Origin of the sequence: Myxococcus sp. AB036A (genome assembly GCF_006547355.1) — a bacterium.
GTDB lineage: Bacteria > Myxococcota > Myxococcia > Myxococcales > Myxococcaceae > Myxococcus > Myxococcus virescens.
Genome location: NZ_VHLC01000049.1, coordinates 38,756 through 61,778 on the forward strand (window position 1 = coordinate 38,756; position 23,023 = coordinate 61,778).

Sequence of the window (23,023 nt, forward strand, 5' to 3'; positions counted from 1 at the left end):
CATGGCCCGTATCCTTGGCCTGGACCTCGGCAGTCACGCCGTGAAGGGCGTGGTGCTGGAGGCGAAGACGAAGACGCACACCACCCATGGGTTCGCCGAGGTCCGGCGTGCCCAGGAGGGCGAGCGTGCCGACACGCTGCGAGCCGCGGTGCAGGAGCTGCTGGGCCAGCTCCCGCCGGGCAACGTGGACCAGATTGTCATCGCCCTGCCCGGCCCGGCGCTCACCACGCACGCGCTGAGCCTGCCCTTCTCCGACGCCAAGCGCATCGAGGCGACGCTGCCCTTCGAGGTCGGCAGCCAGCTGCCCTTCGACATCTCCGACGTCGTCTACGACTACCAGGTCGTGGGCCTGAAGGACGGCGAAGGCAAGGAGAAGGCCAGCGACCTGCTGGTGGGTGTGGTGCGCAAGGAAGAGCTGGCGGAGCTGCTGGCGCTGCTGTCCGAGCTGAAGGTGGACCCGCGCATCGTCACGCACCCGGGCCTGACCTACCAGAACCTGTTCCAGCAGCACCCGGGCCTCTTCCAGGGCACGGGTGAAGGGGGCGCGGTGGCGGTGGTGGACATCGGCCATGAGCGCACCTCCGTGTCGGTGGGCAAGCCCGGTGAGGGCGTCCAGTTCGCGCGCACCTTCTCCGGCGGCGGCAAGGACTTGAGCAAGGCGCTGGCGACAGAGTTCCAGACGTCGCTGGCGGAGGCGCACCACTGGAAGGAGCAGCACGGCGCGGTGGCCAGCGCGGCCCAGGGCCCGGACGCGGAGCGCGCGGCGGCGGCCTTCGTGCGCGGCCTGCAGCCGATGCTGCGCGAGCTGCGCCCCACCCTCAAGGCCTTCACGGCCCGCACCCGTCAGCAGGTGGGCGCGGTGGTGCTGTGCGGCGGCACCGCGAAGCTGCCGGGCATCGCCGAGCAGCTCTCCCGGGACTTGAATCTGCCGGTGCGGGTGCTGGCGCTGCCCGCGGACGCGAAGGCGATTCCCGCGGCGGAGCAGCCCGTGGCGGCCCAGGCGTATTCGCTGTCCCTGCGCGGCAACGCGGCGGGCGTGCGCGCGCCGCGCTTCAACCTGCGCCGGGGCGAGTTCGCCTTCAAGGGCGACTTCGACTACATGAAGGACAAGCTGGGGCTCCTGGCGTCCTTCGCGGCCACGCTCATCCTGCTGCTCATCGCGTTCGGCGTGGTGCGCAACTCCGTGCTGGCGCGGCGCGAGGCGCAGGTGGACGCCGTGCTGTGTGACACCACCCAGCGAATCCTGGGCCGGTGCGAGAAGGACTACAACCGCGCGCTCAACATGCTCGCGGGCGTGGAGAGCCCGGCGGCGGCGCTGCCCCGGCTGACGGCGGTCAACCTCCTGGCGGAGGTGACGGGGCGCGTTCCGGACGACATGCCGGTGAAGTTCACCCGCATCCAGATCGACCTGAGCCGCGTCATCCTCGAGGGTGAGACGGACTCCTCGAAGCAGATCGACACGCTGTCCAACGCCATCAAGAACCACGACTGCTTCAAGGACGTCCGGCAGGGCAAGGTGGAGAAGACGCGGGACGGCAGCAAGATGTCCTTCCGCCTGGACGTGCAGGTGCAATGCCCTGGTGAGCAGGGAGGAGAGAGCTGACCATGGCCAAGCTTCAGGAAGTCTTCGCCCCCATCCAGACGTGGTTCGAGCGGCTCAGCGACCGCGAGCGCCGCATGGTGTCCGTCGCCGGCGCGGCGGTGCTGGTGTTCATCCTGTTCGCCGTGGTGATGACGTTCACCAACAGCGCGTCCGGGTACCGCAAGCGCACCGAGGAGAAGCTGACCAAGCTGCAGGAAGTGAACACGCTGGCCGCCAGCTTCCGCGAGGCGCAGGCCAACCGTCAGTCGGTGGAGCAGCAGCTCACGTCCAGCAACGTGCAGCTCATCAGCTACATCGAGGACAAGGCGACGCTGGCCGGCCTCCAGGTGCCCAACATGACGCCCAAGGGCGAGGTGGGCATCGGCGACGGGAAAATCGTGGAGAGCGCCGTGGAGCTGACCTTCACGGACGTGGACCTGCGCAAGCTGACCGACTTCCTGCAGACGGTGGAGAGCGGCCCGGGCGTGGTGAAGGTGAAGCTGTTGCGCATCGAGCCGCGTCCCGCGTCGGACACGCTGACGGCGTGGACCACTGTCGCCACCTACCGGATGAAGCCCTGAGCCATGTCCTCTGACTCCAAAGCCGCCCGCTGGAAGATTCTCCTCGGCTACGCCGCGTTCGCGGTGGTGGCCTTCGTCGTGGGCCTGCTCGTCACCTTCCCGTACGACGCCATCCGCAAGCGGCTGGTCAGCGAAGCGGCCCAGGCGGGGCTCGCGGTGCGCATCGGTTCGCTGCGGCCTGGCCTGGCGGGCATCACCGCCACCAACGTGCGCGTGAGCAAGCCGCCCCAGCCGCTGAGCGCGGACACGGTGGCGGCCCTCGCGCGGGGCGAAGGCATGCTGGGCGCCGCGGAGCTGGGCGAGCCGCTGGTGCTGGACAGCGTGGCGCTGCGCCCCGCCCTCTTCCCGCCGGGCATCGCGATGCGCGCCAGCATCATGGGCGGCACGCTGAGCGCCTCCGTGGGCCTGCTGGGCGACACGCGCGTCAAGGTGACGGCGGACGGGCTCCAGGCCTCCGGCGGCAACCTGCCGGCCTTCACCGGCATGGACCTGGACGGCGAGCTGAACGCGGCCCTGTCGCTGACGCTGCCCAAGAGCGGCGCGCAACCGGACCTGTCCCAGGCCAACGGCGAGCTGACGCTGGACACCCGGAACATGGTCATCAAGAGCGGCAAGGTGGCCATCCCCATGGGAGGCGGCACGGCGGTGCCGATGGACCTGCCGCAAATCGACCTGGGCGCGCTCACCGGGCGCATCCAGTTCGTCAAGGGACTGGGCACGGTGGAATCGCTGCGCCTGAAGAGCAACGAGCTGGAGGCGGTGGCCACCGGCACGCTGAAGCTGGGCAAGCGCCTGGAGTACAGCGAGCCCGGCATGGATGTGAACATCAAGCTGGACCCGGAGTTCCAGAAGCGGCTGGGTCTGGTGGGCGCAGGCGTCACCATCCTCCCGCCGGACAAGACGGACCCCAGCTTCCGCGCCGCCCGGCTCGGCGGCTTCCTCAACCGGCCGACGTTCCTCCCGCGGCGCTGAGCGCCTGCTCCCCCGCGCCCGCCGCAGGGCGCGGGGTTGAAAGCCGAACACCAGGGCGTGTAAAGCGCTCTCAGGCGCTGGACTGCTGAGAGGGCTGGGATGCCGGAGCTGGTGTTCTTTCGTCGTGGCGAGGAGGTGTTGCGGGTGGGGGTGGACCGGGCACGGCTGGTGCTCGGGCGCGGCGAGCAGAGCGACGTCGCCATCCCGGACCCCGAGGTGAGCCGCCTCCAGGTCGCCCTGCTGTGGGACGGCGAGCGCTGCCGGGTGGAGGATTTGTCCGGCAAGGGCACCACCGTCGCCGGCCAGTCCATCACCCACGGCGAGCTGCCAGACGGCGCGGACCTGGCGCTGGGCCAATGGCGCGCGGTGTTCCGCATCAGCGGCGGCAGCGAAGGCGCCGACGTCACCACCGAGGTGGGCCACACGACGTCCGTCCAGTCCCGCGACACGCAGGCCCCGCGCTGGCAGCCCGCGCAGGTGCGGGTGAAGCAGGGCCTCAACGAGTCCGTGCACCGCTTCACGGGTGAAGGCTTCACCGCGGGCAAGGACGCTGGCTGCGACCTGGTGCTCCAGGACCGCTTTGCCTCCAGCCGGCACCTGAAGGTGACCCGGCGCGACAACACCTTCCACGTCGTGGACCTGCGCTCCACCAACGGGACGTGGATGGGTCCGGTGCGCGTCTTCGAGGCGGAAGTCCCGCTGCCCACCGTGCTGCGCGTGGGTGAGACGGAGCTGGTGCTGGAGCCCGCCGCGCCCACCACGCGCAAGGAGCCCACGTCCTTCCACGGCATCATCGGCAGCGACCCGTCGGTACGGCAGCTCTCGGAGTTGATTGAGCGGGTGGCCCCGTCCTCCGCGGCGGTGACGATTCTGGGTGAGTCCGGCACCGGCAAGGAGCTGGTGGCCCGCGCCATCCACGCCTGCTCGCAGCGGGCGAACCGGCCGCTGGTGCCCGTCAACTGCGCGGCCATCTCCAAGGAGCTCATCGAGAGCGAGCTCTTCGGCCATGAGAAGGGTTCCTTCACCGGCGCCATGGGCGCGCGCAAGGGCGCCTTCGAGGAGGCCGACGGAGGCACCCTCTTCCTGGACGAGATTGGCGAGCTGCCGCTCGACTTGCAGGCCAAGCTGCTGCGCGCGCTGGAAGGCGGCGAAATCAAGCGCGTGGGCGCCAGCCGCCCGCAGACGGTGGACGTGCGCGTGGTGGCGGCCACCAACAGGGACTTGCTGGCGGCGGCGCGCGAGGGCCGCTTCCGCGAGGACCTGTACTACCGGCTCTGTGTCATCCCCCTGCACCTGCCGCCGCTGCGCAGCCGCAAGGCGGACCTGGGCTCGCTGGCCGAGCACTTCGTACGCACCTACGCCCCGCGTGGTCAGTCCGTGCGCTTCACGCCCTCGGCCCTGGAGCGGCTCCAGCACCACGCGTGGCCCGGCAACATCCGCGAGCTGCGCAACGTGGTGCACCGCGCGCTGCTGCTGCGCAAGGGGCCCCTCATCGACGCGGGGGACATCTCCTTCGACCAGGAGCTGAACCGCGAGACGGGCATCGCCGTGCCGGAGCTGCCGCCGGGGATGACGCTGGAGCAGATGCTGGAGAAGCTGGAGCGTCAAATCGTCGAGGCGGCGCTGCGGCGGTACAACAACAACCGCGAGCGCGTGGCCCGCGAGCTGGGCGTGGCCCGCTCCACCCTCTTCAAGCGGCTGAAGGACTGGGGCCTCACGAAGCAGGACGAGCAGGAGTAGAGGACGCCTTCCAGGGAGGTGGGGGTGTCAGCGGATGGACGCCCCCGCCCCGGGAAAATGTGGCCCACGGTGCATGGCCCTGAAGGGCGATAGACCCTTCTGGCGGCTCATTCGTTCCATGTCCTGTACGTCCACCCCGGCGTGTCAGGAGAGCACCCGTCATGCACGCATGCGCGCTTCCGCCGCTGTCCGAGTTGTATACCGAGCACCGCCCTCGCGCGTTGGCCATTGCCCGACGCATCGTCGGTGATACCGCCGACGCTGAAGACGTGGTGCAGGACGTCTTCGCCCGGCTCGCCCGCCGCGCCCCCGGCTACGGTGGCCGCGCGGCGTGGAGCACCTGGCTGCACCGAGTCATGGTGAACAGCAGCATCAACTGGCTGCGGGCGCGCAAGCGCCGAGACAGGCTGAGCCACGACGTCCAGGAGCCCCTGTCCCCCGAAGCCCTCGCCGTGGGCGCGGAGATGGAGCGCCACTTCGGCGAGGCGATGGAGGACATCAACGAGCAGCAGCGCCAGGTGCTCTACCTGCGCGAGGTGCGCGGCCTGAGCTACCCGGAAATCGCCCGGCTGCTGCGCATCCCCGAAGGCACGGTGAAGAGCACGCTCCACCGCGCCCGCCAGCGCACGCTCTCCCTGATGGAAGAGCGCGGCCAGCAGCCCTGAGGGCCCGGGACGGCCTCAGTCCTCGCTCTTCGAGCCGACGAACTGGTCCGCCTTCTCCTTGAAGAGGACGTTGAAGCTGGTGAGCGAGCCGTAGACGCGAGTGATGTAGCTCTGCATCTCCACCTTCTCCGCGTCCGACAGCTTCGGGTGCGCGTTGAGCTTCTGCTCCAGCACCCGGAGCCTGTCGCGCACCATGACGACCTTGTGGAACAGGCTGTCGATGGGCAGGTCCTTGGGCTGCAGCTCGGTGTTGGCGGGCACCAGCCGCATCGTGCCGCCCTCCCACTTGTTGGCCAGGGGCGGCGCGTCCAGCAAGCCGGACGCCTCCCGGAAGATGTCCATCAGCTCTTCACGCGTCATGCTCAACCCTTCCAGGTCCACCACGGCGTTGGGGTCCGCGCGACGCCGCACCACCACCGGCGCCACGCTGCGCGCGGTCCGCTCGCGCGCGGGTGCAACCGCCGAGGGGGCCGCACTTCCCCGAGGCGTGTACTTGTCGCAAATGGGCGCGGACGGGGGAAAGTTGCCCCGCCACGAGTGCAGCCGGCACGCGCCCACCCAGCCCCGGCGCTCATCCACCGACTGCGGGCTGAACAGCTTGCAATTGCCACACACGCGCTCTTCCGGCTTGAAGACCGGAAAAGGAAGCGAGCCGTCCCCCGCGTCCGACATCAGCGCGTCTCCCCCGCCACCGGCGGGCCCTTGCGCACGCCCAGCTCGCGCAGCAGCGCGTCCGCGTCCTCCACCTGGTCCAGCATCCAGAGGATGTAGCGCACGTCCACGTTGACGTTGCGAGCCACGTCCGGGTTGTAGCCGAAGTCGTTGGCCACGTTCTCCCAGACGCGGTCGAAGTTGACGCCCACGAGCTGGCCCTTGCCGTTGACGGTGGGGCTGCCGGAGTTTCCGCCGGTGGTGTCCGCGTCCGACAGGAAGTTCACCGGGATGTCCTTCAGCTTCTTGTCCTGCCACGCGCCAAAGCGCTTCGCCTCGGCGACCTTGGCGACCTTCTCCGGGACGTCGAAGGGCTCCTCGCCGGTGTGCTTGGCCAGCATGCCCGACAGCGTCGTCTGCGGCGTGTAGATGGCGCCGTCCCGCGGCGCGTAGCCCTGCACCTTGGCGAAGCTGACGCGCAGCGTGCTGTTGGCGTCGGGGGCCACCGGCTTGCCCGCGTGGGCCAGCACCGCCTTGCGCCACTCCGGCCGCAGCCGCAGCGCGGCGCCCTGGCGCTTGTCCTTCACCTCGTCGAGCGCGGCCTGCTCCTTCGCCAGGTCCAGGCCGAACGCGAGCAACGGGTCCTTGCGCGCCTCGAGCTGGCCCACCGACTCGGTGGCCATCTTCATGCGCTCGTCCAGCGTCAGCACCTTGGTGCCCGCGTACATGGCGTCAATCTTCGCCAGGACGTCCTTCTCCGAGAACGTCTTGCCGAAGTGCTTGTCCACCGCGGCGATGCGCTCACCGGCGCCCAGCGCCTGCGCGCGGCGCACGAAGGCCAGCAGCAGCTGACGCTCGGCGGGGAGGAACAGGTTCTTCTGCTCGCGCTCCAGCCGGTCCTTGATGCGGACGTGCTCGCGCTCCATGTACTCCGGGCGGCGCTCCAGGTCCGGCTTCGCGCGCTCCGCGGCCAGCCGCGACACCACCACCGCCAAGGCCGGGCCCCGCGCCAGACGCGACGACGCGGCCAGGAGGAACTCACGCTCAAAGGACTTCGCGATGGCGGACTGCTCGACGAGCAGCGCGGCCCGCGCGTCCAGCGCCGGCTGCCACTTCGAGCCGGCCTTCTTGGCCCACACCGCGACGGCGGCTTCCGCCTCGCGCTGCTTCTCCACGATGTGGCCGCGCTTCAGGCCGGCGAGCTGACCGCCCGAGTTCTTGTAGACGTTGTGCAGGCCCTTGAGTTGCGAGGCGGTGGCAATCTTGCCCGCGGGGTCCTTCTCCCCTTCCGCTTCGAGAATGCGGATGGCCTCGCCGAACACGTCGCGCATGCGCGGGTAGAGGCGGGACTGGCGCTCGGCCATCTCCTCCGCGAGCAGCGCGCGGTACGTCATGCCCGGGTAGCCCAGCACCATGACGAAGTCATTGGGCTTCACGCCCTGGGTGGCCAGCGGGAAGAAGAACTCCGCCTTGTAGGGGACGTTCTTGTCGCTGTACGGCGCGGAGGTGCCGTCCGGCGCGGTGTACGCGCGGAGGATGGCGAAGTCACCGGTGTGGCGCGGCCACATCCAGTTGTCCTCCTCGCCGCCGTACTCACCCACCGCGCGCGGCGGCGCGTAGACGAGCCGCACGTCGGTGAGCTCCACCGCGTCCACCAGCGTGTAGTTGACGCCGCCATCGAAGGTGGCGACCTGGCAGCGGGTGGCGGGGCGCTTCTCGCACTCGGCGACCAGCTCCTTCTGCTTCCGCTCGATGGCCTTGTAGCGCGTGATGTCGTCCGCGTCCGCGGGCACCGCGGCGAGCACCGTCTTCGTCACGTCGGTGAAGCTGCGCGGGACCTGGACGCGCGAGCCCTTGCCGGGCAGTTCGTCCTCGCGCTTGGAGGCGAGGAAGCCCTGCGTGATGAGGTCACGCTGCGGCGTGCTGTGCTCCTGGATGACGCCGAAGGCACAGTGGTGGTTGGTGATGACCAGACCCGAGGCGGCGATGAACGCGCCCGAGCACCCGCCGACGTTGACCGCGCCCGCGAGCAGGCCGGTGCCACGCTTCGGGTCCCAGAGCTTCTTGGGGGAGACCTGGAGGCCCTGGGCGCGTAGCCACGCCGGGTCCAGCTCCAGGACCTGCTGAGGAGTCCACTTGCCTTCCCCGGCCAGAGCGGGGGCAGCCACGAGCGACAGAAGGAGGAGCGTCTTCTTCATGGTGTCCCCTCCCTACTCCGTCCGGCGCCCGCAAGCGAATCCCTTCGCCGTGACGCTTCGCGGCCAGGAGGCCGGGCTTTTTCGTGGAAGACGAACCCGGATTAAGTGTTGGGGTGTCCCAGGAGGGGAGCGACCGATGCGGACCGCCAGCGGTGCACAGCTCGATTTCGGCCGGTTGGCCCTGCTCGCCCTCATGCTGGGGGTGGGCTGGTATTTCTGGGATTCACCCGCCCTGTGGCCCATGAAGGTGCTGGTGGTGATGATGCACGAGAGCGGGCACGCCCTGGCGACGCTGCTGGTGGGCGGCTCCGTGGACCGCATCCACTTGGCGGCCAACGAGTCGGGCTCCTGCCTGTCCCGCCTGCCCCCCGGGCTGTTCGCCAAGGTGGCCGTCTACTCCGGGGGGTACCTGGGCAGCGCGGTAGCGGGCGCGGGGCTGATGCTGGCCACCTTCCGCTTCCGGCTCCGCCGCTGGGTGCTGGGCACCGCCAGCGTGTGGCTCACCGTCATGGGCCTGGTGTACGCGGGGGACGGCTTCACCTTGCTCTTCTGCCTGGGCACGGCCGTGGTGCTGGCCCTGGGCGCGAAGTTCCTGCCGGATGGGGTGGTGGACGCGCTGAACCTGTTCATCGCGGCCTTCACGGCGCTGTATGCGCTGTTCGACTTGCGCTCGGACTTGTGGAACAGCGCGGTGCGCTCGCAGAGTGACGCGGCGCTCCTGGCGGACCTCACCTACGTGCCCGCGGTGGTGTGGGCGGCGCTGTGGTCGCTGCTCGCCATCGGACTGCTGGCGGTGGCGGCGTACACGTCCCTGCACGCCAGGCCCAAGGGGCTCCAGATGCCTTCCATCACGGCGCGGGCGCGGCGGGTGTAGCGCAGCCGGCTATCCATCACGCGATAGACTTCTCCGATGATGCGGACATTTCTGGTCTCTGCATTCTCGGTGCTCGCGCTGTCTTTTCTGGGGTGCTCCTCCAACGCCGCGAGGATGCCCGCGCCCGAGGCCTGGGAGTCCGCGGAGGAGATGTGCACCACCGCTGATGATGCCCATTGCGGCTCACTGCTGTGTCATGGCGACGCGTGCGGACTCTATCGCTGCGAAGACGTGCCTGGAGCTGTGGAACTGGCGCGATTCCCGCCTGCGCGTCCTCCCGCGGCGGCTGCGGCGCCTGGGCGCGGTCCCCGAAGGAATTGGGGAGGAGGCCAGAACCTTCCACTGGGCGCCGTCATGGTGTTCCCCAACTGGAACGGCGCTGCCGGCTGGGTGGTGCCACCTTCACATTGGCTCACAGCCGGGCGGTGGGAGAAGCACCACATCTTCCCCCAGGCCAGAGACCTGGCGGAGTGGTTCAGGGATAGAGGGCTCAGAATTCACGACTACACACTTCCGATTCCTCGGGACCTTCATCAGCGGATTCACAAAGGGGGAGAGAGTGGCGGGGCATGGAACCGAGCCTGGCGCGAGTTCAGACTCCGCAACGAGAACGCAAGCCCCGAGGAGATCTTCAAGCACGCGGGCGAACTCATCTACCGCTTCCAGCTCATGGGCGGGCCCATTCGCGCCTACCATTCCAAGCCAGGTACTTGAGAGATTGAGTGCATGATGCGGTTCTTCTGGATACGCGAGGAGCGGACTCCGTCCTTCAACGGCAGCTTCGACGCCACACACAAATGGCGCCTGCCCGGCGTGAAGTGCGATGCCTGTGGAGTCACGTGGGGTGGGGCCGGGCACCAGTACCCAGGGGTGGACCTGTCTCACGTGCCCGAGCAGTCACGCTTCGTGCGCCCCTGGCCTGTTCCCGTTTCGGAACTCGCGCAACTGCGAGAGCTGGTTCGCCCCTGGGTGCCTCCTGGCGTGCCACTTCCGCCAGGCACGCATCTGGGGCCTCTTGAAGGCACGGCCTCTGGGCGATTCGGCCCGCTGACGTCACAGGGGGACATTCTGTGGGTCGTGCGGCGGGATGCCCTCGAGCGGCTTCAAGCCGAAGGCGTCAGGGGGCTGCTCGGCTGCAAGACGGAATTGAGGTTTCGCCAGAAGGAGCCGCCGGAGTTGCTGGAACTCCAAATCGAACCGCGCGGCCGACTCCATGCGGACTGCCTTCCCTCCGACCTCGCTCCGCCATGCGACGCCTGCGGCCGGGTCGCGCTTCGGTTACCGGACGCGCCCCTTCTCGACGCAGCATCCCTGCCCATCGACCGCGATGTCTTCCGCGTAGGGGACTACGCCACCGTCATCGTTTGCACCGAACGGTTCATGGAGACAGTGCGCCAGCTCGGTCTGGAAGGAATGGCCTTTCGCGAGATTCCCACACGCGGATGACGCTGGAGTCCGCCGCCGTTCAGCGCCCCTCCATCACGGCGCAGGCGCTGCGGGTGTAGCGCGCGGGGGCCGGACGGCGTCGCGCCGGGCACAGCGGCCCCTCCCACGGTCGCGCGGGCGCCCCCCGTGGGTTGTCGCGTGAAGGCTGCCGCCTCATATCGAGGACTCCGGCCCGTCCTGTCCCGTCGACCTCCGAGCCCGCCGGCCATCCAGCCCGCGAGCGGCTCCGGACGCGGCACGTGGAGAGACGATGAAACTTCCTGGCACGTGGCGCGCGTGGCTTCGCGGCGGGCTCCTGCTGACCAGCGTGTGCGCCGTGGGCGGAACGGTCGCCACCCAGGCCGGGTGCGCGTCCACGCCTGACAGCGCGGCCCGCGAGGGCATCACCCTGTCGCCCACACCGCTCTACGGCAAGTTCGTCTGGCACGACCTAGTCACCGACAATCCCGCCGCCGCGAAACGCTTTTATCGCGACCTGTTCGGATGGGAGTTCGTGGACATCCGAGGCGGCCTCCGCCCCTACTCCCTCATCCGCGCCCAGGGGCGCTGGATTGGGGGCATCGTCCATCCGGCGAACGCCGCAGAGAAACGCGAAGGCGCGCTGTGGCTCGGCTACCTCTCCGTGCCCGACGTGGACCGCGCCGTCACCGAAGTAAGCGCGCGCGGCGGCAAGGCGCTCGACGGCCCCATCGACGTGCGGAACATCGGCCGGGCCGCGGTGGTCGCCGACCCGCAGGGCGCGGCGGTGGGATTCGTGCGCTCCCGGCCCGGAGACCCGGCCGACACGGGCGTGCCGGATGAGGGCCAGTTCTTGTGGATGGAGTACCTGGCCCAGGACCCCGTCGCCGCGGCGGACTTCTACAAGGAACTCCTGGGCTACGAGGTCCGCGAACGCCCACTCGGCGGCGGGCCGCACTACGTCCTCGCCCAGGGGCAGCATCCCCGAGGCGGCGTGCTAGCCAACCCGGTGAAAGGCGCGCGCCCCAACTGGCTCACCTATGTCCGCGTAAAGGACCCCGCGGCGCTCGCGTCACGGGCCCAGGCCCTGGGCGGCCGCGTGTTGATGGCCCCGCGCCCGGACGCACGGGGTGGCTCGCTCGCGCTCATCGCCGACCCGAGCGGCGCGGTGCTCGCGCTCCAGCGCTACCCCTTCGAAACGTCCAAGTCCGCAACGGCGCCGTGATGCGCCACCCTCGAGGAGAACCCCACATGCAGCTGCGTCGACACGCATCCCCCCGCTCGCTGTCCTGGACCGTCCTGATGGCCGGAGCCCTCCTGACGTCCGGATGCACGGACCAGCCCGCGGGCGTCGGACTCGGCTTCACCACGCCGTCACCCTGGAACGCGACGCCTCAAATGGAAGTCACGACCACCTGGAACGGAGGGCCGATGTATTGGTCGCCCTGAGTGCGCCCATCCTCTCGCCGCGCGCATAGACTGCGGGGCGTGACGCGCGACGAGAAAATCATCGAGGAGTGTCTTCGTGCCGCAGTCGAGGGGCCGTTCTTCTCCGAAAGGGCGTTCCCCTCCGTGTTCGGACTCGACCGAGCGGAGGTCGCCGCCATCCTGGCGTCCTGGCCCGCGTGCGACGACCTGGCGAAACAGAAGTACGCCATCAACAGCACGCTGAACAACCTGCTCGGCTACCCGCACAGGAAATGGGCACTGTGGCCTCAGTACATCTCGGCCTCGCCCGAGGAGGTCAAGGCCGTCTACAAGCGATGGCGCAAGGCCCACCCCAGGGAGGGCTGAGCTCACAGCTGAGCGTCATCGCCCAACGAGGGGAGAATGCCTCCCCGGAGGCGGGCGGCGGACCTCACCACCGCGCCTCCGAGGAAGCGGCGCATCACGCCTGCGGAGCGTGCACGCCGTTGGACAGCTCGTTGCGAACGACCTCGGACACGCGCTCGCGGACCATCTCGCCCACGCGCTCGCGGACGTCGGCGCTCACGCTCTCACGCACCGCGCTCGCGATGCGCTCGGGGTCGACGGAACCACCGCCCTGCTGCATCGGCATCATGGACGGACCGGCGCGCATCGCCTCACCGAGCGCGGACCGGACGGCCTCGGGGAGCTGCGAGCGGAGCGCCGATTCCAACTCCGAGCGCATGCTGCTCACGAGCCGCTCACGCAGGGAGTCCGCCAGCCGCGTGCGGATGGCGTCCGCCAGGCGCTCCACGTCCTGCATCCCCTGCCCCATCATCATGCCCTGCGGCATCATCCCGCCCTGCCCCATCATGCCCCGGTGACGGGCCATGGCGCCGCGCAGCATCTCGCCCATGCGCTCCCGCAGCACCTCGCGGACGCGCTCACGGACCGCCGAGTTGATGCGCTCACGGAGGCCCTCGGACAGCCGGTCCTGCAGGGTCATCGCGATGCGCTCGGGGTCGAACATGCCGGCAGCCATGCCGCCCCACTGGCGCGTCATGACGCCGCGGAGCCCGTCGGACAGCCGCTCGCGCAGGGCCTCGCGCACGCGCTCACGCAGGCTGTACACCAGCCCCTCGTGGAGGGCCTCGGCCAGGCGCCCGCGGATGGCGTCCGCCAGCCGCTCCGCCTCGTGGGGGCTGAAGCCGGGCATGCGCTCCGACATCACCGAGCGCAGCGTGTCCGCCAGCCGCTCGCGCAGGGCCTCACGCACGCCGTCATGCGCGGCGGTGTTGATGCGCTCGCGCAGGGACTCCAGCAGCCGGGTGCGCACCGCCTCCGCCATCCGCTCGGCATCCGGGGCGCCGAAGCCGTGGGAGGACATCTGCCACTGCTCAATCAGCGCCGCGCGCACGCACTCGGCCAGCCGCTCGCGGATGCCGTCCCGGATGCGCTCGTGCACCACGGAGGCGATGCGCTCGCGCAGCGTCTCCGACAGGCGGGAACAAAGCGCGTCCGCGATGCGCTCCGGTTCCGGCATGCCGAAGCCCTGGGGCATCATCCCATACCCCTGCGGCATCCCGCCGCCGCGCTCGAACATCGCGTGGCGGATGGCTTCCCCCACTCGCTCACGCACCTCGCGGCCGAGCCGGTCCTCAATCGCGGAGACAATCTGCTCGCGAACGGCTTCGACGACCCGCTCCTTCAGCGACTCACCGAACATCTGCTGCGACTGGGGAGAAAGCTGCTCCTGAAACATGAGAACGCTCCTGACTCGACGCCTGGACTGCGAGGAAACACGGCAGGAGAAACCCCCTCTCCTGCCGGGCGCGATTCAATAGACAGGCACGCACTCAGGGTAAACGTGTCCTCGGTGTGAGAACCCGTTGGCAGCCAGACACCGGCAGCGCGGCGCAGGCCGCTACTTGCGCGGCCGCATGCGGAACGCGACGAAGGCGTCCACGTTGTCGAAGGCGAAGTACGGATTCTTCCGCCGCACCGTCTCCATGGAGGTCACCGGTACGTCCGCGTAGTCGTGGCCCGGAAACAGCTTCGCGCTATCGGGCACCTTCGCCAGCACCTGCGACAGGGAGCGGTACATCGCCTCCGGGTTGCCCCCGCTCATGTCACACCGGCCGCAGCCGTTGATGAACACGGTGTCCCCGGACACCAGCGCATCACCGGCCAGCAGACAATGCGAGCCCGGCGTGTGCCCGGGCGTGTGCAGTGCCTGGAACGTCTCAGGCCCGACGCGCACGTCATCCCCCGGCCCCAGGGGCCGCAGCGCGTCACCCAGCTCGCGCAGCTCCGGGGAGAACTGGACCTCTTCCCGCTGCGCGAACACCGGCACGTCCCACTTCGACAGCAGGTCCGGCAGCCCGTTGATGTGGTCGAAGTGGCAGTGCGAGACGAACGCGCCCACCACGCGCTTGCCGTCCTGCTTCACCGCCTGCTCGATGGCCTCCACGTCCCACGCGGGGTCCACCACCACCACTTCATCCGAGTGCTGGGGGCCCACCAGGTAGACGAAGTTGTCCATGGGCCCGAGCTTGAGCTGCCGCACGTACGGTTCACGCATCGCGAAATCCTCCTCGTGGGAAGCCTGACTCTAACGCCCGGGGCTTGATGCGGTGGGCCCCTTCCCTCTTGAATAGGCCCTTTTTGCCCCTGGGGAGGTCTCCACGTGAAGCGCCCACTGCTCCTTTGCACCCTGCTCGCCGGCACCGCCTTCGCCGCCAAGGAGCGCGCCACCTTCCGCTATACCGCGCCTCCGGATGGGGAGCGTCCCGTCATCGTCAACGCCGTCATTGGCCCCCAAGGCAGTGACTTCGCCATGCGCCTGCGCTTCGACAAGGTGCCATGGGGCGACGAGTGCAAGAGCCGCTGCGCCAACGCCACGCTGCTGCTCGACACCGACAACAGCAAGCAGACGGGCCTGCGCCTGGCGACGAAGAACGCGCCCGGCAACGGCGCCGACGTCGCCGTCGTCATCCAGGGCGTGCGCGACTACGCGAAGCAGGAAGGCGCCCCGCCCGTGAGCTGGCTGCGGGTGAAGGTCCGCCTGCTCGGCAGCGAGGCCTCCTCCGTGGATGACGGCGAGCTGCTGGCCGAGTTCAACCACCGCCAGGACCCCGAGCGCCTCCACGTGGACGGAGAAACCATCTACCTGCTGGTGGACGCCACCAGCGCCGCCCTTCCCTCCGCGCGCAAGGCCCGCGTCGTCTACCAGCCGCCCGGCGCCAAGCCGCTCCAGGCCACCATTCCTGGGATGATTGGCAGCGGGAGCGGCAAGGGCGTGCGCATCTTCAAGGATGGTTCGTGGGGGAAGGCCCGCGACGCGACGCCCTAGGGCGTCCGCCCGCCGCCAGGGGGACGAGCCGTCCTGTCCTACCCGCACCCACCGTCCCGCCCCATGCCCCAGCCAGGAGGCCCCCGACCTCGGAATTCCGCGGGGTTGGAGTGGGGTTCTGCTGGCAAATAGGACTGGACAGACGTATAGGTGGGCACTGTTGGAGAGTGCGCAACCCCCCGAATTCGTTCCCAATGTCAGGGTGGCATGGTAGTCCCGGCGCCCTGTTACATACCTCTGTTCCCCCAACGTGAGGAGTGCGCGGGTCGCGCGCCGCGTTCGGGGTGCGGGGCGTTCTCACCTGTGGATTGACGACCATGCTCGCAGAAGCCGAATCGAAATCGCGAAAGAAGCAGGGGGCCGGGGGAGGCGGTGGTAGCGGGAGTGGCGGCGGCGCGGGTGGCAACGGCGACGGGTCCGTGCCGGCTTCGCTCGCGGACGAGGCGCGCCGCCGGTACATCAACTACGCCCTGTCGGTCATCACCTCGCGCGCCCTGCCGGACGTGCGTGACGGCCTCAAGCCGGTGCAGCGCCGCATCCTGTTCGGCATGTTCCACGACCACCGGCTGACGCACGAAGCCAAGTACCAGAAGTCCGCCAAGGTGGTTGGCAGTGTCATGGGTCAGTACCACCCGCACGGTGACGCCTCCATCTACGAGGCGCTGGTGCGCATGGCGCAGGACTTCTCGTTGCGCTACCCGCTGGTGGACGGCCACGGCAACTTCGGCTCGCTCGACGGCGACGGCGCGGCGGCCATGCGCTACACCGAGTGCCGTCTGGCGATGCTGTCCAGCGAGCTCCTGACGGAGCTGGGCAAGAAGACGGTGGCCTTCCGGCCGACCTACGACGGCACGCTGCAGGAGCCGGTGGTCATCCCCGCACGGGTGCCGCAGCTGCTGATGAACGGCACCACGGGCATCGCCGTGGGCATGGCCACCAACATCCCGCCGCACCACCTGGGCGAGCTGGTGGACGCGCTGGTGGCGCTCATCGAGAACCCGCAGCTCCTGACGAAGGACCTGCTCAAGTGGGTGAAGGGCCCGGACTTCCCCACCGGCGGGCAGATCCTCAACGACAAGAAGGAACTGCGCGACATCTACGAGTCGGGCCAGGGGAGCATCCGCATCCGCGGTGAGTACAAGCTGGAGGACCTCAAGCGAGGCGGCCAGCAGATCGTCATCACCTCCATCCCCTACACGGTGAACAAGTCCACGCTGGTGGCCAAGTTCGGCGACCTGGTGCGCGAGCGGAAGCTGCCGCTCATCACCGACGTGCGCGACGAATCCACCAAGGACGTGCGCATCGTCCTGGAGCTGAAGAAGGACGCCAACCCCGAGCTGGTGATGGCGTACCTGTACAAGCAGACGCCGCTGCAGACGAACTTCGGCGTCAACCTCACCTGCCTGGTGCCCATCAAGGACAAGCCCGAGCTGAGCGCGCCCGAGCGGCTCAACCTCAGGGACATCCTCTGGTACTTCCTCACCTTCCGCTTCGACGTGGTGACGAAGCGCTTCGAGCACGAGCTGGGCGAGCTGCTGCGGCGCGTCCACATCCTGGAGGGTTTCGAGAAGGTCTACGACGCGCTCGACGAGATGATCAAAATCATCCGCGCGTCGGAAGGAAAGCAGGACGCAGCCCGGAAGCTCATCGCCCGCTTCAAGCTGGATGAAGCCCAGGTGGACGCCATCCTGGAGATGAAGCTCTACAAGCTGGCCCGCCTGGAGATTCTCGTCGTGGAGAAGGAGCTCAAGGAGAAGCGCGCCGAAATCAAGCGCATCCAGGGCATCCTCAAGGACAAGAAGAAGGTGTGGGGCACCGTCCGGGACGAGCTGGGCGAGATGAAGGCCCGCTACAACGACAAGCGTCGCACGCGCATTGGCGGCGCGGGCTCCGAGGAGATGGAGTTCAGCGCCGAGGCGTTCATCGCGGACGAGGACGCGCACGTGGTCATCACCCGCGACGGCTGGGTCAAGCGCGTGCGCGAGGTGAAGGACCCGTCCACCACGCGCCTGCGTGAAGGCGACGCGGTGATGGCGGTGCTCGCTGGCAGCCTGAAGGCGAACCTGGTGCTGTTCAGCAACTTCGGCACCGCGTACGTCACCCGCTTCAACGACGTGCCCGCCTCCACGGGCTACGGCGAGCCGGTGCAGAAGTTCTTCAAGTTCGACGACGGCGAGCGCGTGGTGTCCGCCCTGTCGCTGGACGCGCGGCTGCCGCGCCCGCAGAAGCTGGTGGGCGTGACGAAGCAGGGCATGGGCATGCGCTTCCTGCTGGAGCCGCACCTGGAGGTCTCCACGCGCGCGGGCCGCCGCTACGCGAAGACGGGCGAAGGCGACGAAATCATCGGCGTGCAGCCGGTGACGGACCGCGACCTGCTGGCGGTGCTGACGGAGAAGACCAGCGCCCTGGTGTGCAAGGTGGCGGAGGTCAACGAGCTGGCCGGCCCGGGCAAGGGCGTCACCGTCATCAAGGTGGACGGCGGCGACCGCGTGGTGGACTTCCTCGCCGTGTCGCCCGCGCAGAAGGACGCGAAGCTGGAGTTCGAAACGCAGAAGGGCCGCAAGCTGCACCTGTCCCCGGCGAAGTACGAGGTGACGGGCCGCGGCGGCAAGGGCCATGAGATGTCGAAGCGCGACGCCGTGAAGGAGGTGGCACGCCCCGTCACCTTCATCCCGTTGCCCGAGAAGAAGGACTAGGCAGAGGACGCCATGGCGACGAAGAAGGAAACCTACACAGGCGCGGACATCCAGGTCCTGGAAGGCCTGGAGCCGGTGCGCAAGCGCCCGGCCATGTACATCGGCGGCACCGACAGCACGGGGTATCACCACCTGCTGTGGGAGATCCTCGACAACTCGGTGGACGAGGTCATCAACGGCTTCGCCACCACCGTGGAAGTGACGCTCCACAAGGACGGCCGCAGCGTCACCATCGTGGACAACGGGCGTGGCATCCCCGTTGACATCATGCCCAAATACAAGAAGCCGGCCGTGGAGGTCATCCTCACGACCCTTCACGCGGGCGGCAAGTTCGAGCAGGGCAACTACATCCACTCCGGCGGTCTGCACGGCGTGGGCAGCTCGGTGGTGAACGCGCTGGCGCGCAAGCTCGTCGTGGAGATCAAGCTCCACGGCAAGAAGCATGTGCAGACGTTCGCGCGCGGCAAGGCCACCAGCACGCTGAAGGTGGAGGGCGCAGCGCGTGGCACGGGCACCTCCGTCACCTTTGAGCCGGACCCGGAGATTTTCGGCGAGAAGCTGAAGTTCGACGCGGAGCTGGTGCGCGAGCGGCTGGAGGCCAAGAGCTACCTGCACAAGGGCATGACGGTCGTCTGGAAGGATGAGACGTCCAGCCCGGCCACGTCGGTGACGTACAAGCACGACGGCGGCATCGCGGAGTACCTCACCAAGGTGGTGACGGAGCGGAACAAGCCGCTGGTGCCCGCGGGCAGCGCGGCCTTCTACCACTCGCGTGACAACGGCGTGCGGCTGGAGGCGGCGCTGGCGTGGACGGAGGCCACCGACGAGCACATCCGCTCGTATGTCAACGGCATCCCCACCCCGCTGGGCGGCACGCACGAGGCGGGCCTGCGCAGCGCGGTGGTGAAGGCGGTGCGCAACTACATCGAGACGCACGGCATCGCGCCCAAGGGCGTGACGCTCACCGCGGAGGACATCCGCGAGGGCATCACCGCCATCCTGTCCACCTACGTGGTGGAGCCGCAGTTCCAGGGCCAGACGAAGGGGCGGCTCAACAACCCCGAGGTGTCCGGCCAGGTGGACGGCGTGCTGCGTCCGGCGCTGGAGAAGTGGCTCAACGACAACAAGTCCATCGCCGAATCGGTGGTGGCCCGCATCGTCCTGGCCGCCCGCGCGCGCGAGGCCAGCCGGGCCGCGTCGCAGGCGGTGAGCCGCAAGACGGCGGTGAGCCACCGGCTCAACCTGCCGGGCAAGCTGGCGGACTGCTCGTCCACGGACCCGGGCCTGAGCGAGCTGTTCATCGTGGAGGGTGACTCCGCAGGCGGCTCCGCCAAGCAGGGCCGGGACAGGCGCACCCAGGCCATCCTCCCGCTGCGCGGCAAGGTGCTCAACGCGGAGCAGGCGTCCACCGACAAGGTGACGACGAACAAGGAGCTCCAGGACATCGTGTCCGCGCTGGGCTGCGGCATCGGCTCCGACTTCGACATCAGCAAGCTGCGCTACGGCCGCGTCTTCCTGCTGATGGACGCCGACAGCGACGGCCACCACATCGCCACGCTGCTGCTCACCTTCTTCTACCGGCACCTGCGCCCGCTGATTGAGAGCGGCGCCATCCACATCGCCCAGCCGCCGCTGTACCGCGTGGACATCGGCAAGGAGACGTACTGGGCGCTGGATGAGCCGGACCGCGACCGCATCATCAAGGAGAAGACGAAGGGCAACGCCAAGCCCAACATCATGCGCTTCAAGGGACTGGGCGAGATGACGCCCGACGAGCTCAAGCAGACGACGCTCGACCCGAAGAACCGCATGAGCCTGCGCGTCACCATCGACAAGCCCCTGGAGACGGACCGGCTCATCAACGACTTGATGGGCAAGGACGTCAGCGCCCGCTTCAGGTTCATCATGGAGCGCGCCAGCGAGGTCCAGGACCTGGACGTCTAGTCAGGACGGAATCACCGTCGCGGGTCCCTCCCAACCCGGAGGGGCCCGCGCGCAGCAGGGCTTTTGAGACGGAGCCCTGGCTCGGCTAGCATCCGCGCCGTGACTACGTTCCGCCGAACCTCCCTGCTCCTCGCGTTCATGCTGGCCACCTCTCCCGCCTATGGGCAGTCCACGCGGAAGAAGAAGTCCAGCAAGAAGCCCCCCGCCACCACTCAGCCGGTGAAGACGACCAAGGCGGCCCCGGCGGACGACACGGATGGCGATGAATCCGTCGAGCCCCGGGCTTTCGTCTCTCCGAACGAGGACGCGGAGACGGCCGTCACGCCGCTGGTGTCGCCGGACGCTCCGGCCGTGGCCAAGCCCGCGGCGGCGCCAGGTGACTCGGGTGAGCCGGCGGTGGCCAGCGCGGCGGTGACGGCCTCCGGGCCGGTGGCGCTCTTCGCGGTACCTCGGACGTCCGCGGTGGAGGAAGCCGCGGTGAAGCTGGAGGAGGAGCTGCTGAGCCGGCTCAAGGCGAGCGGCGTGGCGCTGGTGGACCTGGGCGCGGCCTTCCCGCCGTCCCCGCCGGCCTCGCTGGCGCGCGCGGACACGCTCTTCGAGCAGGGCCGCACCGACTACGACAACCTGGACCCCGAGTCCGCCGAGGCGAAGTTCCTGGCGGCGGCGGAGGCCTATACGAAGCACCCGGCGGAGCTGAGCCCGGAGCGGCTGGCCAAGGCCTACCTGTTCCTGGGCGCCTCGCGGATGCTCAACGGCGACTCCACCGGAGCCCTGGACGCGTTCAAGCGCGCGGTGGTGGCGGAGCCGTCCACGTCCCCCGACGCCGCCCTCTTCGGGCAGGACGTGATGAAGACCTTTGACCAGGCCCGCGCCGACGTGAAGGCGCGCCCGGCCGGCACGCTGGTGGTGGAGTCGAAGCCAGCGGGCGCCAGCGTCCTCGTGCGAGGCCAGGAGCTCGGCGTCACGCCGCTCAAGGGCGTGGAGTTGCCCGCGGGCCAGCACCCGGTGGTGGTGTCCCTGCCCGGCTACTCGGCCTTCTCTCAGTACACAGAGGTGGCGTCCGCCAAGAGCACCGAGGTGAAGGCGACGCTGGAGCCCACCCCGGGCCTGTCCGCCGTGCGTGACGCGGCGGTCCACGCCAGCACCGAACAGGCCTTCGAACGGGACACGCCGCCGCCCGAGGCACGCGCCATTGGGGAGCGGCTCAACGCCCGCTACGTGGTGCTGGTGGCGGTGGCTCGCGGGGACAAGGGCCACCTCCAGGCCGAGCTCCAGGCGTGGGACCTGCGCTCCAACGCGCGGCTGCGCGGCGTGGAGATTGCCCTGGCGCCGGGCGCGAGGAAGAACGGCCCGGACGCGGCGGCGGACCAGGTGCGCGCCTTCGTCAACGGCGTCGCGGCGCCCCGCGTGGCGGAGAGCAATTCGTTCTCCACCCTCATCAAGCGCCCGTGGTTCTGGGCGGTGGTCGGCGGCGCGGCGGCGGTGACGGCCGGGGCCGTCTACGTGGCGACGTCTCAGGACAAGAGCCGCCCGTTCAACCCCGTTTCTGGTGGAGTCGGGTTCTGAGGCAGCGCCGCGTGTTGAATGCCCGGACCGCCACCCGCGTCGCCTGTTTCAAAGGTCACCCCATGAAATCCGCTCTCGCCCTCCTCCTCCTCCCCGCGCTGACACTCGCGGCCCCGCCCCAGGCGCGCCGCGTCAGCACCCTCCTGGTGCCCATGGACCCGGCCTCCGAGGCGTCCAGCGTGCAGATGGAGGCTTACATGAACGACGCCCTCTCCAACTTCGCCGGCCTGACGGTCCGCAAGTCGGAAGAGCTGTTCGGCATGCCGGAGGACCCGGAGGCCAAGGCCTCCCTGGAGCGCGGGCGCAAGGGGTACTCGGAGAGCCTCTCCGCCTTCGACAAGAAGGAATACGAGGAGGCGGAGCGCAAGGTGCGCGCCACCCTGAAGGAGCTTCAGGGGGCCGCGGGCGCCATGCGCGGGTGCTCGCCGCTGTGTGACGCGCTGGCGCTGTACGCCGCCGTGCTGCACCTGCGCGGCGAGGTGGAGGAGGCGAAGCTGGCGCTCATCGACCTCATCGCGCTGTCCCCCACCCATGAGCTGTCCCCCAAGCGCTTCTCGCGCGAGTTCCTCGCCCTGCGCGTGCAGGTGGCCACCAGCCGCACGTCCCAGCTGCGCGGCTCCGCCACGGTGAACTCGCGGCCCTCGGGCGCTCGCGTGTACGTGGACGGCGAAGTCGTGGGCTACACGCCGGTGACGCTGCCCGCGCTGCCCATTGGCAAGCACCTGCTGCGCGTGGAGCGCCCGGGCTTCCGGCAGTACGGGCAGTTCATGGAGGTGGCCACCGACGACGCCGAGGTCACCGCCAAGCTGGTGCCTACTTCTGCATACAAGGCCTTCGACGCGCAGTTGGACCGGGTGGCGGGTGAGGTGAACCGCGCCGGTGAGAAGGCGTCTGGCGTGGCGGCCATGGCGCAGTCGCTGGGGCTGGACCGGGTCATGGTGGGCACCCTTCGCGCCAATGGCGAGGGCACCGACCTGACGCTGGGCTACTACGACGCGCGCACCGGTCAGCGGCTGGCGGGGCGGCGCATGGCCGTCCAGGGCGACGAGTTCGGCCAGTTGAAGCAGGAGATGGAGCGGGTGGTGAACCACCTGGTGAACAACATCGGCGAGAAGGTGACCAAGAGCCGGGACCCGCTGGACAACCGCGGGGGCATGGAAGACTGGTCGTCGGAGGACCGGGGCGGCCGTGGCAAGGCGCAGGACAAGAAGAGCAAGCCTGGCGACGACCCGCTCGACAGTGTGTCCGGAACCGAGGACTGGTAGCGCTGAGCGCTTGTCCCGGGACGGCTGATGCCTAGAGTCCCGGGGCGTATGCGCCTGCTCGCCCTCCTGCTCCTTCCCAGCCTCGCGCTCGCCCAGACGAGTGTCGTCAGCCAGCCCGCCCTGCCC

Annotated in this window: 19 protein-coding genes; 15 read left to right on the forward strand and 4 right to left on the reverse strand. The window is 69.2% G+C overall.

Going from position 1 to position 23,023, the window contains the following annotated elements:
• Position 1: 1 nt before the first annotated feature.
• The 5 genes from pilM to FL344_RS20630 all read left to right on the forward strand — a co-directional run bounded on the left by pilM (position 2) and on the right by FL344_RS20630 (position 5,540).
• Positions 2-1,603, forward strand: coding sequence for a pilus assembly protein PilM (gene pilM, locus FL344_RS20610; RefSeq protein ID WP_140861849.1), 1,602 nt, complete (start codon positions 2-4; stop codon positions 1,601-1,603).
• A 2-nt stretch (positions 1,604-1,605) separates the two neighbouring features.
• Positions 1,606-2,163, forward strand: coding sequence for a type II secretion system protein GspM (gene gspM / locus FL344_RS20615; protein WP_141619730.1), 558 nt, complete (start codon positions 1,606-1,608; stop codon positions 2,161-2,163).
• 3 nt (positions 2,164-2,166) lie between these two features.
• On the forward strand, positions 2,167-3,135 hold the full coding sequence (gene gspN, locus FL344_RS20620) for a type II secretion system protein GspN (RefSeq protein ID WP_141589606.1): 969 nt from the start codon (positions 2,167-2,169) through the stop codon (positions 3,133-3,135).
• Between the two features lie 99 nt (positions 3,136-3,234).
• Positions 3,235-4,875 carry a sigma 54-interacting transcriptional regulator gene (locus tag FL344_RS20625; RefSeq protein WP_141619731.1) on the forward strand — a complete coding sequence of 547 codons (1,641 nt, stop codon included), beginning with the start codon at positions 3,235-3,237 and terminating at the stop codon, positions 4,873-4,875.
• Between the two features lie 161 nt (positions 4,876-5,036).
• Positions 5,037-5,540 carry an RNA polymerase sigma factor gene (locus tag FL344_RS20630; protein ID WP_011552571.1) on the forward strand — a complete coding sequence of 168 codons (504 nt, stop codon included), beginning with the start codon at positions 5,037-5,039 and terminating at the stop codon, positions 5,538-5,540.
• Between the two features lie 15 nt (positions 5,541-5,555).
• Here FL344_RS20630 and FL344_RS20635 read toward each other — a convergent pair whose 3' ends face one another.
• Entirely contained in the window at positions 5,556-6,212 is a 657-nt protein-coding gene (locus tag FL344_RS20635) for a hypothetical protein (protein WP_090489400.1), read from the reverse strand.
• Positions 6,212-8,389 (reverse strand): S46 family peptidase, encoded by a 2,178-nt coding sequence (locus tag FL344_RS20640; RefSeq protein WP_141619732.1) that lies wholly within the window; start codon positions 8,387-8,389, stop codon positions 6,212-6,214. The genes FL344_RS20635 and FL344_RS20640 overlap by 1 nt, the downstream gene beginning before the upstream one ends.
• A 136-nt stretch (positions 8,390-8,525) precedes the next feature.
• Between FL344_RS20640 and FL344_RS20645 the strand changes: the two genes are divergently transcribed.
• The 5 genes from FL344_RS20645 (at position 8,526) to FL344_RS20670 (ending at position 12,461) form a co-directional block, all read left to right on the forward strand.
• Positions 8,526-9,263 carry a M50 family metallopeptidase gene (locus tag FL344_RS20645; protein WP_141589609.1) on the forward strand — a complete coding sequence of 246 codons (738 nt, stop codon included), beginning with the start codon at positions 8,526-8,528 and terminating at the stop codon, positions 9,261-9,263.
• A 36-nt stretch (positions 9,264-9,299) separates the two neighbouring features.
• A complete protein-coding gene (locus tag FL344_RS20650; RefSeq protein WP_141619733.1) occupies positions 9,300-9,977 on the forward strand; it encodes a TIGR02269 family lipoprotein in 678 nt (225 codons plus the stop codon).
• 12 nt (positions 9,978-9,989) lie between these two features.
• On the forward strand, positions 9,990-10,709 hold the full coding sequence (locus tag FL344_RS20655) for a double-CXXCG motif protein (RefSeq protein ID WP_141619734.1): 720 nt from the start codon (positions 9,990-9,992) through the stop codon (positions 10,707-10,709).
• 250 nt (positions 10,710-10,959) lie between these two features.
• Positions 10,960-11,892: a VOC family protein gene (locus tag FL344_RS20660; protein WP_141589612.1), complete on the forward strand. Its 933-nt coding sequence runs from the start codon at positions 10,960-10,962 to the stop codon at positions 11,890-11,892.
• A 347-nt stretch (positions 11,893-12,239) separates the two neighbouring features.
• Positions 12,240-12,461 (forward strand): hypothetical protein, encoded by a 222-nt coding sequence (locus FL344_RS20670; protein ID WP_194863184.1) that lies wholly within the window; start codon positions 12,240-12,242, stop codon positions 12,459-12,461.
• 94 nt (positions 12,462-12,555) lie between these two features.
• Here the strand turns inward: FL344_RS20670 and FL344_RS20675 are convergent, their stop codons facing one another.
• Together FL344_RS20675 and FL344_RS20680 are read right to left on the reverse strand one after the other, a co-directional pair.
• Positions 12,556-13,836 carry a hypothetical protein gene (locus FL344_RS20675; protein ID WP_141619737.1) on the reverse strand — a complete coding sequence of 427 codons (1,281 nt, stop codon included), beginning with the start codon at positions 13,834-13,836 and terminating at the stop codon, positions 12,556-12,558.
• Positions 13,837-13,998: 162 nt separating this feature from the next.
• Entirely contained in the window at positions 13,999-14,655 is a 657-nt protein-coding gene (locus tag FL344_RS20680) for an MBL fold metallo-hydrolase (RefSeq protein WP_090489414.1), read from the reverse strand.
• 105 nt (positions 14,656-14,760) lie between these two features.
• Between FL344_RS20680 and FL344_RS20685 the strand changes: the two genes are divergently transcribed.
• The 5 genes from FL344_RS20685 to FL344_RS20705 all read left to right on the forward strand — a co-directional run bounded on the left by FL344_RS20685 (position 14,761) and on the right by FL344_RS20705 (position 22,897).
• Positions 14,761-15,426 (forward strand): hypothetical protein, encoded by a 666-nt coding sequence (locus FL344_RS20685; RefSeq protein ID WP_090489416.1) that lies wholly within the window; start codon positions 14,761-14,763, stop codon positions 15,424-15,426.
• Between the two features lie 317 nt (positions 15,427-15,743).
• On the forward strand, positions 15,744-18,122 hold the full coding sequence (locus FL344_RS20690; RefSeq protein ID WP_194858312.1) for a DNA topoisomerase (ATP-hydrolyzing) subunit A: 2,379 nt from the start codon (positions 15,744-15,746) through the stop codon (positions 18,120-18,122).
• A gap of 12 nt (positions 18,123-18,134) precedes the next feature.
• Positions 18,135-20,066, forward strand: a complete 1,932-nt coding sequence (locus tag FL344_RS20695) for a type IIA DNA topoisomerase subunit B (protein WP_141589617.1) — start codon at positions 18,135-18,137, stop codon at positions 20,064-20,066.
• Positions 20,067-20,165: 99 nt separating this feature from the next.
• Positions 20,166-21,632, forward strand: a complete 1,467-nt coding sequence (locus FL344_RS20700; RefSeq protein WP_228565227.1) for a PEGA domain-containing protein — start codon at positions 20,166-20,168, stop codon at positions 21,630-21,632.
• Between the two features lie 62 nt (positions 21,633-21,694).
• On the forward strand, positions 21,695-22,897 hold the full coding sequence (locus tag FL344_RS20705; RefSeq protein WP_194858313.1) for a PEGA domain-containing protein: 1,203 nt from the start codon (positions 21,695-21,697) through the stop codon (positions 22,895-22,897).
• Positions 22,898-23,023 lie beyond the last annotated feature (126 nt).

Coding starts and splice junctions, on each gene's coding strand:
- FL344_RS20695 (WP_141589617.1), top strand. CDS start 18,135: ATGGCGACGAAGAAGGAAACCTACACAGGCGCGGACATCCAGGTCCTG.
- FL344_RS20630 (WP_011552571.1), top strand. CDS start 5,037: ATGCACGCATGCGCGCTTCCGCCGCTGTCCGAGTTGTATACCGAGCAC.
- FL344_RS20650 (WP_141619733.1), top strand. CDS start 9,300: ATGATGCGGACATTTCTGGTCTCTGCATTCTCGGTGCTCGCGCTGTCT.
- FL344_RS20645 (WP_141589609.1), top strand. CDS start 8,526: ATGCGGACCGCCAGCGGTGCACAGCTCGATTTCGGCCGGTTGGCCCTG.
- FL344_RS20705 (WP_194858313.1), top strand. CDS start 21,695: ATGAAATCCGCTCTCGCCCTCCTCCTCCTCCCCGCGCTGACACTCGCG.
- FL344_RS20690 (WP_194858312.1), top strand. CDS start 15,744: ATGCTCGCAGAAGCCGAATCGAAATCGCGAAAGAAGCAGGGGGCCGGG.
- FL344_RS20655 (WP_141619734.1), top strand. CDS start 9,990: ATGATGCGGTTCTTCTGGATACGCGAGGAGCGGACTCCGTCCTTCAAC.
- FL344_RS20635 (WP_090489400.1), bottom strand. CDS start 6,212: ATGTCGGACGCGGGGGACGGCTCGCTTCCTTTTCCGGTCTTCAAGCCG.
- FL344_RS20660 (WP_141589612.1), top strand. CDS start 10,960: ATGAAACTTCCTGGCACGTGGCGCGCGTGGCTTCGCGGCGGGCTCCTG.
- FL344_RS20675 (WP_141619737.1), bottom strand. CDS start 13,836: ATGTTTCAGGAGCAGCTTTCTCCCCAGTCGCAGCAGATGTTCGGTGAG.
- FL344_RS20640 (WP_141619732.1), bottom strand. CDS start 8,389: ATGAAGAAGACGCTCCTCCTTCTGTCGCTCGTGGCTGCCCCCGCTCTG.
- pilM (WP_140861849.1), top strand. CDS start 2: ATGGCCCGTATCCTTGGCCTGGACCTCGGCAGTCACGCCGTGAAGGGC.
- FL344_RS20625 (WP_141619731.1), top strand. CDS start 3,235: ATGCCGGAGCTGGTGTTCTTTCGTCGTGGCGAGGAGGTGTTGCGGGTG.
- gspM (WP_141619730.1), top strand. CDS start 1,606: ATGGCCAAGCTTCAGGAAGTCTTCGCCCCCATCCAGACGTGGTTCGAG.
- gspN (WP_141589606.1), top strand. CDS start 2,167: ATGTCCTCTGACTCCAAAGCCGCCCGCTGGAAGATTCTCCTCGGCTAC.
- FL344_RS20680 (WP_090489414.1), bottom strand. CDS start 14,655: ATGCGTGAACCGTACGTGCGGCAGCTCAAGCTCGGGCCCATGGACAAC.